We start from the raw sequence: 13,290 nt of genomic DNA on the forward strand, positions 1-13,290 counted from the left end.
GAGTCCGACCGGATCGGGCACCTGTCGGCGCGGCTCACCACGCTGGGACCGGCTGCGACGCTGGCCCGCGGTTACGCGGTCGTGCAGACCCTTCCGCGGTCGGGCGGGGCCCCGAAGGTACTGCAGTCCATCGCCGACGCGTCGGCGGGCGTTCGCCTGCGAATACGAGTGGCCGACGGCGCCGTCACGGCGATCAGCGACGGCAGCGAGGGAGACGGATCATGAAGCCTATTAGTGCACTCGGATACGAGGAAGCGCGCGACGAACTGATCGATGTGGTGCAGCAACTCGAGCAGGGAGGTTTGGACCTGGATGCATCACTGAAACTCTGGGAAAGGGGTGAGGAACTGGCTAAATGCTGCGAGAAGCACTTAGCTGGAGCCCGCAAGAGGGTGGAGGATGCATTGGCCGCCGGAGACACCGACGAAGGTTGATTTCGGAACCATCACGCACGCCGGATCTCGAAATTGGAACACGTTTCAGTTATCCTCCCCTGCATGGGTGATGCATCGCTGACGACCGAACTCGGCCGGGTCCTGGTGACGGGAGGCTCCGGATTCGTGGGCGCGAACCTGGTGACCGAACTGCTCGACCGCGGGTTCGACGTCCGCTCCTTCGACCGCGCCCCGTCACCGCTACCTGCCCATCCGAGCCTCGAGACCATCCAGGGCGACATCACCGATCTCGACGACGTCGCGAGGGTGGTCACCGGCATCGACACGGTGATCCACACCGCGGCGATCATCGATCTGATGGGCGGAGCGTCGGTCACCGAGGAGTACCGCCGCCGCAGCTTCGCCGTCAACGTCACCGGTACCGAGAACCTGGTGCACGCGGCTCAGAAGGCCGGGGTGAAGAGGTTCGTCTACACCGCCTCCAACAGCGTGGTGATGGGCGGGCAGCCCATCTCGGGCGGAGACGAAACGCTGCCCTACACCGAGCGGTTCAACGACCTCTACACCGAGACCAAGGTCATCGCCGAGAAGTTCGTGCTCACAGCCAACGGCGGCGACGACGGCACGGGGATGCTCACCTGCTCGATCCGGCCCAGCGGAATCTGGGGCCGAGGCGACCAGACCATGTTTCGCAAGGTCTTCGAAAGCGTCCTCGCCGGACACGTCAAAGTGCTGGTGGGAAACAAGAACGTCAAGCTGGACAACTCCTACGTGCACAACCTGGTGCACGGTTTCATCCTGGCCGCACAACACCTGGTGCCGGGCGGATCGGCGCCGGGCCAGGCGTATTTCGTCAACGACGGCGATCCCATCAACATGTTCGAGTTCTCGCGGCCCGTGGTCGAGGCCTGCGGCCAGACGTTGCCGAAGTTCCGGGTGCCGGGCCGGCTGGTGTGGTTCGCCATGACACTCTGGCAACGGCTGCACTTCCGCTTCGGCATACCCAAGCCACTGCTGGAACCTCTTGCGGTGGAACGTATCTACCTGGACAACTACTTCTCGATCGCCAAGGCACAACGCGATCTCGGATATCAGCCGGTGTACACCACCAGCCAGGCGCTGGAACACTGCCTGCCCTACTACGTCGACCTGTTCAACCGGATGAAGGCCGAATCAGCCGAACCCGTCGTACGGGCGGCCGCACCCGCCCCGCCTGCGGGCTGACGCGGCGAGTCGTCATCATGTGATGACGACACCGGGAGGGACATGCCGCACTTCTGCTTCACCGACAGCGGTGACGCGCAGATCGCCTACCTCGATTCCGGCGGCAACGACTGCGGTGCACCGATCATCTTCGTGCCGGGCTTCACCGACGTCGCCGACGACTACACCGAGATCCTGCCGTCCCTCGGTCGACGGGCGGCCATCGTCGAACTTCGTGGACACGGCCGCAGCCACGCCGCACCCGGGCCGTACGACTCGGACACCCTCGCCCGCGACGTCGGTGCGGTGGTCGACGCGATCACCGACGGACCGGTGCACGTGATGACGTTTTCCCGCGGCACCACCTACGCGGTCGCGTGGGCCCTCACTCATCCGGATCGGGTGCTCTCGATCTCGATCGGTGACTACGTACCCGAGGAGATCGAGCTCACCGAGGAGATCATGGTGGGCCTGCTCGACGGGCGCTGGCGCGGAACGCCGGTACGCGACCGCGTCGACCACGACGCGGCCATCGCCACCGTGCGGGCCGCTCGGACGCAGTCGTTTTGGGAACCACTGTCACGGTCGCAGATCCCGCTGATGGCGATCCGCAGTCCCAGCAGCCCGGTGATCGACGACGCCAACTGGGACCAATACCGACGTCTGTTCCCAAGGGCGGGACTGCACGAGTTCGCCGATTCGCCGCACGACATCTTCCGTCCGGTCCGCACCCGGTATCCGTCTCTGGTTCGCGAGCACATGGCCGCTGCGGAGGAGACCGCTATTTCGCTCGAAGATCGCGGAACACCTGCCTGAGCATCCGTGTCACGCCGCGCACTGCGAACACACCTGCCAGCGTGGACAGCGAGATCATCAGGATGAACATCAGCATCCAGTTGGCTCGCTCGTGGCTGACGTTCCACCACACGAAGGTGAACAGCAGCGCACAGACGAAGAGCACGATGTCTCGCCAGTTTCCGCCGTACGAGGCGGCTGCTTCGCGGATGACTTCGCCCCTGCGATTTGCCGCGATCAACGCGTCGACTCGGTGATCGATGCTCTGCTGCAACCGCTCCCGTCGCTCGGTCTGCTCTTCGGGCAGCCGGTCGAGTAGGTCCATGTCCTTGGTGATCGCCGCACGAACATCGGGCGGCTTCACATTGCCCGCCGCGATCCCGAACAGTGCTCCACCTGCGATGGGTGCCGCCCCCAAAGCCAGTTCACTGAGACCAGGCATCTGTACTCCCTACTTCTCATCGGTCGCATCCGGGTGAGTGCCGAGCCTCGAATGCGCGTTGACCTGACGCATCACATGCGTCTACCCACTCGCGCCGATCACAATGCGGATGCGGCCCGATGCACTCCTCGTCGCGTCGTCATCCTTTCAGGTGATATCTGCACGCGGCTCGGCACACTCGATAAAGGTTGCGGCGAACTGTAGGCATTCGCCTGCGGCGGTACTAGCGTTGGCCGAGACCGATACCGCGACATGGCACTAAGGAAGCGAGCCGACGATGCCGAACGGAAAGCCGAACATTCTTGTCATCTGGGGTGATGACATCGGCATCTCCAATCTGAGTTGTTACAGCCGCGGAATGATGGGCTACCACACGCCAAACATCGATCGGATCGCTGATGAAGGAATGCTCTTCACCGATTCCTACGGCGAGCAGAGCTGCACTGCAGGGCGATCCTCGTTCATCACCGGTCAGAGCGTGTACCGCACCGGGATGAGCAAGGTCGGCATGCCGGGCGTCGACATCGGGTTGCAGAAAGAGGATCCGACGATCGCCGAACTGTTGAAGCCGATGGGCTACGCCACCGGACAGTTCGGCAAGAACCACCTCGGCGATCTGAACAAGTTCCTGCCGACTGCGCACGGGTTCGACGAGTTCTTCGGCAACCTGTACCACCTCAACGCCGAAGAAGAACCTGAGCACGAGGACTATCCCACCGCCGAAGAAGCCCCGCTGCTGCGCAAGGCGCTGCTGCCGCGCGGCGTCATTCACTCCTGGGCCACCGACGAGGAGTCCGACGAGGTCGACGAGCGCTACGGTCCGGTGGGTAAACAGCGCATCGAGGACACCGGGCCGCTGACGAAGCTGCGGATGGAGACCGTGGACGACGAGACCACCTCAGCATGTGTGGATTTCATCAAACGCCAGCACGAGGCCGAGACTCCGTTCTTCGTGTGGATGAACATGACCCACATGCACTTCCGCACTCACACCAAGCCGGAGAGCCGTGGCCAGGCCGGCCGCTGGCAGTCGCCCTACCACGACACGATGATCGATCACGACCGCAACGTCGGGACGCTGCTCGACCTGGTTGACGACCTCGGCATCGCCGAGGACACCATCGTCATCTATTCGACGGACAACGGTCCGCATGCCAACAGCTGGCCGGACGGCGCGACCACGCCGTTCCGCAGCGAGAAGGCCACCAACTGGGAAGGTGCGTTCCGGATTCCCGAGGTCATTCGTTGGCCCGGGAAGATCAAGCCGCACAGTGTCTCCAATGAGATTGTGCAACACCATGATTGGCTTCCAACATTCCTGGCGGCCGCCGGGGATCCGGACATCGTCGACAAGCTCAAGGCCGGCCACAAGGCCGGCGCCGACGGCGAGACCGAGTACAAGGTCCACATCGACGGGTACAACTTGCTGCCGTATCTGACCGGGGAGGTCGACAAGAGTCCCCGGCGCGGAATGATCTACTTCTCCGACGACGGCGACGTGCTGGGCATCCGAGCGGACAACTGGAAGATCGTCTTCATGGAGCAGCGCTGCCAGGGCACCCTGCAGCTGTGGTTCGAACCGTTCACCAAACTGCGGGCACCCAAGCTGTTCAACTTGCGGACCGATCCGTTCGAACGGGCCGATGTGACGTCGAACAGCTACTGGGACTGGGTGATCGATCGGCTGTATCTGATGTTCTACGGTTCTGCGATCGTCAACCAGTTCCTGGAGACGTTCAAGGAGTTCCCGCCGCGCCAGGAACCGGCGTCGTTCACCATCAACCACGCGGTCGAGGAGCTCGAGAAGTTCCTCGCCAGTCGCGGTGGGTGAGCGTGCCGGAACTGCAATCCTGGACCGACAGTAAGGGAACTTCGGCGAAGTCGGCGATCGTCGACTTCGTGGCTCGTGTCACCACCGACGGCCCGGACTTCGTTGCGCCTGAGGATCGGGTCGCGGTCTTCGACAACGACGGCACGCTGTGGTGCGAGAAGCCGATGTACATCCAACTCGACTTCATCGTGCGCAGGCTCGTCGAGAAGGCCGGTACCGACGGTGCACTCGCACAGCAGCAGCCCTATCAGGCGGCGGTCGCCAACGATCTGAACTGGTTCGGCGGCGCGATCACCAAGCATTACCAGGGTGATGACACCGATCTGAAAGTCCTCGCCGGAGCAGTGATGTCCCTTCATGAGTCGATGGCTGTCGAGGACCACGCGGCGCTGGTGAACGCATTCTTCGCCGACGCCACACATCCGACCCTGGGTCGGCCGTACCTGGGTTGTGTGTACACCCCGATGGTGGAGTTGCTGCGGTATCTGGAAGCACATGGCTTCACCAACTACATCGTCTCCGGCGGCGGCCGGGATTTCATGCGGCCGATCACGGAATCGATCTACGGCATTCCTCCGGAGCGGGTGGTGGGCAGTTCGCAGGGACTGAAGTTCGAAGGCGGCAGCGGTGCCGAGGCAGGCCACGGAAACCTGTTGATCCAGCCGGCACTGGACGTGTTCGACGACGGACCGGAGAAGCCGGTGCGGATCTGGAACCGAATCGGGCGACGCCCGATCCTGTCCGCGGGTAACTCCAACGGCGACGACGAGATGCTGATGTATTCAGGGCTACCCGGTGCGCCCGCCCTGCGACTGCTGGTCCTCCACGATGACGCCGAACGCGAATTCGACTACACCGCAGGCGCCGAACGGGTGCTTCAACATGCCGGCGATTACGGGTGGAGCGTGGTGAGCATGAAGAACGACTGGACGACCGTCTTTGCCTGACAACACCGTTGAGGCCGCGTCCCGGGTGCCGGTCACTCGGATTTCGGCGCCCTCACCGCAGTCCCGGCGTGCACGATGAGCAGCGATCTGGTCTGGATCCCACCGCAGACCACGATTCTCGGCGCCGACAACGACTACCCTGAGGAAGGCCCGGCCCGTGAGATCGAGATCGGCGGATTCTCGATCCAGAAGCATCAGGTGACCAATGCCGACTTCGACGGATTCGTCAGTGCAACAAGATATGTGACGGTCGCCGAGCGCCCGTTGAACCCCGCCGACTATCCGGACGCGCCGCCGGAGAACCTACAGCCGGGATCCATGGTCTTCCACCGGACCGCCGGACCCGTCGACCTCCGTCACCTCAACCAGTGGTGGACCTGGACGCCGGGCGCGTGCTGGAACCACCCCCGTGGTCCCCGCTCCTCCCTTCGCAACCGCGAGCACCATCCCGTCGTCCACGTCGCGTTCGAGGACGCTGCGGCCTACGCGGAGTGGGCCGGCCTCGATCTGCCCAGCGAAGCGCACTGGGAGGTCGCCGCCCGGGGCGGCCTCGACAGAGCCGTTTACACGTGGGGTGACCAACCGGAACAACCCGGTCAGAGGTTGGCCAACTACTGGCATGGTGAGTTCCCCTATCTCCCCGACACCGGCTACGGCCAGACCGCCCCGGTGGGCAGCTTCGAGCCCAACGCATACGGGCTCTACGACATGGCGGGCAACGTCTGGGAATGGACCACTGACTGGTACGGCGCCGCCCGCGACGACCAACCATGTTGTGCTGCGGACTCTTACGATCCCCGGCAGCCACAGTTCCGCATCCCGCGAAAAGTGATCAAGGGTGGTTCATTCCTGTGCGCGGACAGCTACTGCATGCGTTATCGGCCGTCGGCCCGCCGCCCGCAGATGATCGACACCGGCATGAGCCACATCGGTTTCCGTTGTGTGGGGCGTTAGCGCGCCGCGATCCACTCCTCGCCGCGGCGCACTGCTTCTTCCACAGCACCGAATACCCGGTCGCTGGCCGGCACGATGCCGTCGGGGCCCAGCACCTCTGTCACGCCACCCTCGTGCAGCACCTTGACCGTCGCCGGGCTCGCGCCGGCGACGATCAACCGACCGCCCCGATCGCGGAGTTCGGAGGCCCAGCGGTGTAGCGACTTGAGCACCTTCGAGGAGGGCACATCGGGCAGCGTCCTCATACCGAGGACAACCACGGCGTTGCTCGAATCGGCGACCCGCGGCCACTCCTCGTCGATGCGCGGCACCTCCGCGAACAGTCCCACGCCGGAGTACTGCAACACCGTCACCGCGTTGCTGTCGACCGTCTCGGGCACCGGTCCGACCAGCCAATGACCCTCTGCCGACCTCGTCAGGGCGATGAGCGCGGCAGCCTGCGAAGCCTTCACGCAGTAGAGCACCAGCGACGTGATCGCGCCGATCAGGATCGCGGTGTGCAACGGCAGCTGCGTGGTCGCGGCGAGCGTCACCAGCATCGCGACCGCTGACAGCGGGGCGGTCCGCAGCACCAGCCTGATGTCGGACCACCGGCCGGTGACCAACTCGGCACCGATGACCAGGATCAATCCCCCGATCACCGGCATCGGGATCACCTCGGCGAGCGAACCGGCGACCAACACCAGCGCTGCGAGCCACACGCCGGCGAAGATGCCGGCCCAGCGGGTCTGGGCGCCGGCCGATACCGCCACCCCGGTACGCGACAGCGACCCCCCGGTGGGCAGCGCACCGAAGAAGCCGCCGGCGAGGTTGGCTGCGCCCTGGGAGACGAAGTCGCCCGAGGTGCTGGGGCGGCTGCGGTCCGGGTTCGGTACCGCCGCGGAGATCCCGGCTGCCTGCGCGAGTCCCACCAGCGCGACGGCGAGACCGCCGACCAGTAGGTCAGGCATGGCGGCGAAGTGCGGAACGACAAACGGCGGGAGTGCATTGGGGATCGACGCGATGTCCCCGACTGTCTCGACGTCGATCTGCAGGACGGCGACGCCGACCGTGACCACCACCAGGGCGATCAGCGTCGCGAAGGCTTCCAGGGGTTTGACCAACCGGAACACGCCCCACACGGCGACCGTCGCGAGCGCGACCAGACACGGCGCCAACGCCCACGAGGAGATGTGGGCGAACGCGTCGATGAACTTGCCGATGGTGTTGTGGCTGTCCGGCCGGTAACCCGTCGCATCGCCGATCACCCCGGCGATGATCTGCAATGCGATCCCGGTGGTGAACCCGGTCATCACGGCGTTGGACACGAAATTCATGATCGAACCGAACTTCAGCAAGCCGAAGATCAACATCACCAGGCCCACCACGAGCGCCAGCGCGGCGACGTTGGCAGGGTCGGCGGGGTCCAGGCCGGCGTCGGTCAACACGCTGCGTGACGACAGGGCGAGGGCGCTGGTCAGGGTCGTGACCATCAACACGGTGCGGGCCAGAACCGAACCGACGATCGTCGACACGATGCCCGAGTACAGCCCGGCCACCGGATTGAATCCGCCGATGCTGGCGTAGGCCATCCCCTCGGGAATCGAGAACAGGCCCGTCACCAGGCCTGCGATCACATCACGGAATCGGGGCCGACCCAGGGCTGCAGCGGATCCGCGGAGGCGGCCCCCCACATGGCCCCGTTCGACCGGCGCGTCGTCCACAAGAAGCACCCTGCCACGGCTGGGCGTCTCGCGTAATCCTTCGCTGAGGGTGAGAAGCGCCCGGCACCAGAGACGCTGGGAAGCGTCAGGCGCTCTCGGCGGCCGCCTTGATCGCCGCGAGCGTGGCGGGGATACCACTTCGTGCTGCGTCGCTACGCCTGGCGATCTCGGCGTCCGCAGCGTCTCCGAAGCGTTCGTGGAACCCGGCGATGCCGGCGGGCAGGAATTCCCAGGATTCGGTGAGCCGGGTGCCGTCGCCCTCCGGTTCGAACTCGTAGCCCCAGTAGACCCAGCCGTTGTTGACCTCCCACGCGAACTTCCGTCCGGGTTCGGCGGCCACCACCTGGCTGCGGGTCTCCCAGGTTCGCTCCGGCGTCTCGTTGCGGCCGGTGAACCATGCGCCCACCTGAGGCCCGCCACCCTCGTCCCACCAGCAGGCCCGGCAGATCGGACTCCAGTCGCCCATCCGGGTCACGTCCGACACCAGTGCGTACAGGTTCTCGGGGGAAACGGCCACGGAAATCGATTCGGACATCTTCAATTCGGTCACGGCCTCGAGTCTGCCATTGCGCCGATCTCCGGCGGCTATTGCACTTCGGCCCCCCGGATGTGAAGTTGGAACACGTTCTATTCCGTCTTCGAAGGGCCAACTGGATGACCAACAGTACCGGGCGTGTCGCCAGAGAGGCCGTCGTCATCGGCGGGGCATCAGGGATCGGGTGGGCGACCGCCAGAGCGCTGGCAGCCGAAGGGTGCCGGATCACCGTCGCCGACCTCAATGCCGACGGCGCCGATGCCCGCGCCGCCGAGCTCGGTGGCCGCCACGCCGGTGCCTTCGTCAACGTCACTGACGAGGAGTCGGTGCAGCGCCTGTTCTCCGATCTCGGCGCGATCGACATCGCCGTGAACTGTGCGGGTTTCAGCAATGTCGGACTGATCACCGACATGGCTGCCGAAGATTTCCGGGCGGTGATCGACGTCTGCCTCAACGGTGCCTTCATCGTCGCCAAGCACGCCGGCCGGCACCTGCGGGAAGGCGGTTCACTGGTGCAGATCAGCTCGCTCAACGGCAGGCAACCCGCGGCGGGAATGAGCGCCTACTGCGCGGCGAAGGCCGGCCTGTCGATGCTGACCCAGGTGGCTGCCCTGGAGATGGGGCCGCGCGGTATCCGGGTCAACGCCGTGGCCCCCGGCTTCGTGCACACCCCACTGACCGAGGCGGCGGCCTCGGTGCCCGGGGTGGTCGAGGACTACGTGGACAACACCGCGCTCGGCCGGGCGGGTGTACCCGAGGACATCGCGAATGCCGTTGTGTACCTGTGTTCTCCGGGGTCGTCATGGCTCACCGGCGAGGTTCTCGACATCAACGGCGGCGCCCACCTCAAGCGCTATCCCGATGTGATGGGACACGTCATGCGACTGGTCGAACAGTCATGAGCGCCGCCGGAAAGCACGCCATCGTCACGGGCGCGGGCTCGGGCATCGGCGCGGCGCTGTGCCGCGCCCTGGACCTTGCCGGCGCACACGTCGTCTGCACCGACGTCGACGGCGACGCTGCCGAACGCACCGCGTCCTCGCTGAGCTCGAAGTCGCGGGCCGCACGCCTGGACGTCACCGACGCAGAAGCTGTGCAAGCCACCGTCGACGAGGTGGTCGACCGGACTGGGCGACTGGACCTGATGTTCAACAACGCCGGCATCGTCTGGGGCGGCGACACCGAACTCCTCACCCTCGACCAGTGGAACACGATCATCGACATCAACATCCGCGGCGTGGTGCACGGTGTTGCAGCGGCCTACCCGCAGATGCTCCGACAGGGGCACGGCCACATCGTCAACACCGCGTCGATGGCGGGTCTCACCGCGGCCGGGCAGGTCACCAGCTATGTGGCGACCAAGCATGCGGTCGTCGGGCTGTCCATGGCGTTGCGCTCCGAAGCCGTCCCCCGGGGAGTCGGCGTGCTCGTGGTCTGCCCCGCAGCCGTCGAGACCCCGATCCTCGACAAGGGTGCGGTCGGCGGGTTCGTCGGACGCGACTACTTCCTGCAGAACCAGGGCGGCAAGCCCTACGACGCCGACCGGCTGGCCCGCGACACCTTGCGCGCCATCGACCGCAACAAGGCGATATTGGTCAAACCAACTGTGGCACATGCACAGTGGCTGTTCGCGCGCGCTGCGCCGGTGCTGATGAACCGGCTGGCGATGAAGTTCGTCGCCGGGCAGCGGTCGCGGCAGACGACGGGATCGCCGCCGCGCGCCGTCGACCCGGGTTAGGGTTGCCGGTCGGCAGCAGCGGGGTCGGGAGGGCGCATGACGAACGATTTCACCGTCACACAGAAGCGCACTCTGGCTGTGCTCACGGTGATCGCTCTCGCGTTCGGCGCCTATTTCCTGCGCGGCTACGTACTGCTGATCGCGGTGGCGGCGGTGCTGGCGTACCTGTTCAATCCGCTGTACCGGCGCCTCCTGGCGAAGACGAATGTCGGGCTGTCGGCCACGGCAACACTTCTCGCCGCGATCGCCACCGTCGCCGTCCCGGTGACGGGGGTGGCCTTCCTGGCGTTCCTGCAGATCAGCCAGATGGTGACCAGTGTCAGCAATTGGGTGGACCAGACCGACTTCACCGCGTTGGCTCAGCGACTGCTGGATTCGGCCAACCAGGCGCTGGCGCGCATCCCGTTCATGGACGTCACCCTGACCCAGGATTCGGTCCGCGATGCGGCGGCCAAACTCGGACAGGGCGGTGGGCAGATCGCGCTGGAGTTCCTCCGCGATTCGGTGGGCAGCATCGCCTCGGTCGTGACGGGGATGATCATCTTCCTCTACGTCTTCGTCGCGCTGCTGACCAGAGGCGACCGGGTCCTGACGCTGTTCCGGGATCTGAATCCGCTGGGTGAGCGGGTATCCGACCTCTACCTCGACAAGGTCGGCGCCATGGTGTCGGCCACCGTCAAAGGCCAGCTCATCATCGCCGTGTGCCAAGGGGTCGCAGGCGCCGTGTCGATCTATATCGCCGGCCTGCACGACGGCTTCTTCATGTTCGTCATCTTCTTGACGGCACTGTCCTTCATTCCCCTGGGCAGCGGCATCGTCACGATCCCACTGGGCATCGGGCTGGCGATCTTCGGCAACGTCGCAGGCGGGATCTTCGTCGTGGTGTTCCACATCGTCGTGACGACGAGCATCGACAACGTGCTACGGCCGTTCCTGGTCCCCAAGAGCGCCCACCTGCACCCGGCACTGATGCTGCTGGCGGTGTTCGCCGGTTTGACGATGTTCGGCTTCTGGGGGATCGTCCTCGGCCCGGTGCTGATGATCGTCATCGTGACGACGATCAGCGTGTACCTGGCCGTGGACAAAGGGGCATCGCTGGAGTCGATCACCGGAACCCGCGCCGACCCGGCGGACGACGACGCCGAACGTCAGATTCCGTGGTGGCGGCGGATTCTCCCCGGCAAGCCCAGGCTCCGAACCGAATCGGAGCCCGAACCGGACCCGGCTGCCGCTACACCAGCCGAGACCTGAGGAACTCGACCACCCGTTTGCGGGCTTCGTAGGCGGGGTGTCCGTCGACCTCGCGCACCTGGTCGGTCAGCACCGAATGCGCCGCGCGGCCGATGCCGTGCGGGTTCCCCTTCTTCGAGTTGATCTCGATGACCTCGAAGGCGTCCCCGAGCCGGGCCTTGAGGGTGGTGAACCGGTCCCCCGGTGACATCGGGTCCTCGCTGAACCGCAACCCCATCGCGCACAGTCCCTCGTCCGCGGCACGGCGCTCGATCACCTGCAGTTCGTCCTCGGACAGCCCCGGGTCGCGACGATGGCGTGGGGTGAGCGGCAACGGCAGCGAGGGCTGGCTCATCACCGGCGCCAGCACACTGTCGTCGACTGCGGCCGCCAACGCGAAGCCACCGGTGAAGCACTGGCCGATCACACCGACGCCTTTGCCCGGAGTCCGGGCGTTGAGGTCACGTGCCAGCGCCCGCAGATAATGCGCGACCGGCCGGTCGGCGTTGGTCGCCATCGCGGCGAATTCCTTGGCCACACAACCCTTCAGCAGCACCGGCAACGCTCCGGGCCGCAGCGCGGGTGCCCCCGGGGTGCCGAATAGTGACGGGGCGGCCACGGTGAAGCCATTGTCCACCAGGTGATTTCCCAGCGCCAACACACCGGGGTGCAGGCCGGGCATCTCCGGGATGAGCACGACGCCGGGACCTTCGCCCCTGCGGTAGACGTCGTAGGTGAAGCCTGCCGCCGTGAACGGCGCGGCGCTCCATCCACTCAGATCTGCTGTGGGCGCGCTCATGGCGTCTCCTGGAGTTATGTGACAGGCAGCGGCGGCTGGGTTTGTGTCGCAGCAGCCAGCGTACGGTACTCGTCCGTACCTGCGGCGCCGGTCAGGGCCAGCTGCGCCGGCCCGGTAGGACCGCGCACCTGTGCGGTCCACACCGGTTCAGGCGCCCGGCCGTCGCGTTCGCCGCCTTCGTAGACAACCCAGGTGACGCCGTCGACTTCGTGCGTTCCGGTCGGGACCAGGTCCGTGCCGAGCGAGGCCATCAGCTTGTCCTCGTCGGCGTTGCTCTGTGTCAGGCTCAGGTACATGCCGCTGGGCGTGAGGTAGCCGACAGTCGAGCTGACCGCCCGCACCTGCTGTCCGGTCACCGGGTCGGTACGCCCGCCTTCGATGCCTTTGCGGCTGCCGGAGTTCGCCGCCCACCCGTCGGGCAGCGCCGGCACCCGGATGGGGATGTCGAGGGCGTCGGCATCGGCTTGCAGTGCCGCGGGCGCGTCGTAGTCGGGTACCGGACCGGCACCTGGGCCCGTCGGTGCGAACGAGCACATCCCGAGTACACCGGCGAGAAGGATGCAGACCAGTACCAGGGGTGCGATCGACCAGAACATGTCGCGGCCGTCCTGGAGCAGGCGGGGCTTCGCAGGCGGCGGGGCCGGCGCCCCGTAGCCACCCGTGCCTTCGGACAGGCGGTCGTGGCCTGCGTCTTCGGGCTCGCTGCCCGGGTCGCCGG

At 65.9% G+C, this 13,290-nt stretch carries 14 protein-coding genes and 1 pseudogene; 10 read left to right on the plus strand and 5 right to left on the minus strand.

All coding sequences use genetic code 11. The features are described from left to right. The 4 genes and pseudogenes from WA965_RS04645 to WA965_RS04660 form a co-directional block, all read left to right on the plus strand. Window positions 1-225: pseudogene (locus WA965_RS04645) on the plus strand (exodeoxyribonuclease VII large subunit); the annotation flags it as partial. Beyond that, window positions 222-434, plus strand: coding sequence for an exodeoxyribonuclease VII small subunit (locus WA965_RS04650; protein WP_526300519.1), 213 nt, complete (start codon window positions 222-224; stop codon window positions 432-434). The pseudogene WA965_RS04645 and the gene WA965_RS04650, both read left to right, overlap by 4 nt. 51 nt (window positions 435-485) lie before the next feature. Beyond that, window positions 486-1,619 (plus strand): 3-beta-hydroxysteroid dehydrogenase, encoded by a 1,134-nt coding sequence (locus WA965_RS04655; protein WP_526300565.1) that lies wholly within the window; start codon window positions 486-488, stop codon window positions 1,617-1,619. 42 nt (window positions 1,620-1,661) lie between these two features. Next, window positions 1,662-2,414 (plus strand): alpha/beta fold hydrolase, encoded by a 753-nt coding sequence (locus WA965_RS04660; protein WP_526300521.1) that lies wholly within the window; start codon window positions 1,662-1,664, stop codon window positions 2,412-2,414. Here WA965_RS04660 and WA965_RS04665 read toward each other — a convergent pair. Continuing rightward, a complete protein-coding gene (locus tag WA965_RS04665; protein WP_526300523.1) occupies window positions 2,380-2,835 on the minus strand; it encodes a hypothetical protein in 456 nt (151 codons plus the stop codon). The two genes, WA965_RS04660 and WA965_RS04665, sit on opposite strands and share 35 nt — an antisense overlap. Before the next feature lie 277 nt (window positions 2,836-3,112). Here WA965_RS04665 and WA965_RS04670 point away from each other — a divergent pair, with 277 nt between their 5' ends. From WA965_RS04670 to WA965_RS04680, 3 genes are all read left to right on the plus strand, one after another. Next, window positions 3,113-4,666, plus strand: coding sequence for an arylsulfatase (locus tag WA965_RS04670; RefSeq protein ID WP_526300525.1), 1,554 nt, complete (start codon window positions 3,113-3,115; stop codon window positions 4,664-4,666). 2 nt (window positions 4,667-4,668) lie between these two features. Then, window positions 4,669-5,613, plus strand: a complete 945-nt coding sequence (locus WA965_RS04675) for an HAD family hydrolase (protein WP_526300527.1) — start codon at window positions 4,669-4,671, stop codon at window positions 5,611-5,613. Window positions 5,614-5,688: 75 nt separating this feature from the next. Then, window positions 5,689-6,567: a formylglycine-generating enzyme family protein gene (locus tag WA965_RS04680; RefSeq protein WP_526300529.1), complete on the plus strand. Its 879-nt coding sequence runs from the start codon at window positions 5,689-5,691 to the stop codon at window positions 6,565-6,567. On the opposite strand, the gene WA965_RS04685 is transcribed toward WA965_RS04680, so the two are convergent. After that, window positions 6,564-8,270 carry a SulP family inorganic anion transporter gene (locus WA965_RS04685; RefSeq protein ID WP_526300531.1) on the minus strand — a complete coding sequence of 569 codons (1,707 nt, stop codon included), beginning with the start codon at window positions 8,268-8,270 and terminating at the stop codon, window positions 6,564-6,566. The genes WA965_RS04680 and WA965_RS04685 overlap by 4 nt on opposite strands. A gap of 85 nt (window positions 8,271-8,355) precedes the next feature. Next, entirely contained in the window at window positions 8,356-8,820 is a 465-nt protein-coding gene (locus tag WA965_RS04690) for an SRPBCC family protein (protein WP_526300533.1), read from the minus strand. 104 nt (window positions 8,821-8,924) lie between these two features. Here WA965_RS04690 and WA965_RS04695 point away from each other — a divergent pair, with 104 nt between their 5' ends. From WA965_RS04695 to WA965_RS04705, 3 genes are read left to right on the plus strand one after another with little or no spacing between them, the layout of a single operon-like run. Next, a complete protein-coding gene (locus WA965_RS04695; protein ID WP_526300535.1) occupies window positions 8,925-9,707 on the plus strand; it encodes an SDR family NAD(P)-dependent oxidoreductase in 783 nt (260 codons plus the stop codon). Next, the gene (locus WA965_RS04700; RefSeq protein WP_526300537.1) at window positions 9,704-10,543 is read left to right on the plus strand and encodes an SDR family oxidoreductase; all 840 of its coding nucleotides are present in this window, start codon (window positions 9,704-9,706) and stop codon (window positions 10,541-10,543) included. Before WA965_RS04695 ends, WA965_RS04700 begins: the two co-directional genes overlap by 4 nt. Window positions 10,544-10,579: 36 nt before the next feature. Beyond that, on the plus strand, window positions 10,580-11,794 hold the full coding sequence (locus WA965_RS04705; RefSeq protein ID WP_526300539.1) for an AI-2E family transporter: 1,215 nt from the start codon (window positions 10,580-10,582) through the stop codon (window positions 11,792-11,794). Here WA965_RS04705 and WA965_RS04710 read toward each other — a convergent pair. Further along, on the minus strand, window positions 11,775-12,572 hold the full coding sequence (locus WA965_RS04710) for a dienelactone hydrolase family protein (protein WP_526300541.1): 798 nt from the start codon (window positions 12,570-12,572) through the stop codon (window positions 11,775-11,777). The two genes, WA965_RS04705 and WA965_RS04710, sit on opposite strands and share 20 nt — an antisense overlap. A gap of 14 nt (window positions 12,573-12,586) precedes the next feature. Next, on the minus strand, window positions 12,587-13,290 hold a 704-nt coding region (locus WA965_RS04715), incomplete at its 5' end, for a DUF4245 family protein (RefSeq protein WP_526447149.1).

The organism is Mycobacterium sp., assembly GCF_049683935.1.
In the GTDB taxonomy this organism is placed as follows: Bacteria; Actinomycetota; Actinomycetes; order Mycobacteriales; family Mycobacteriaceae; genus Mycobacterium.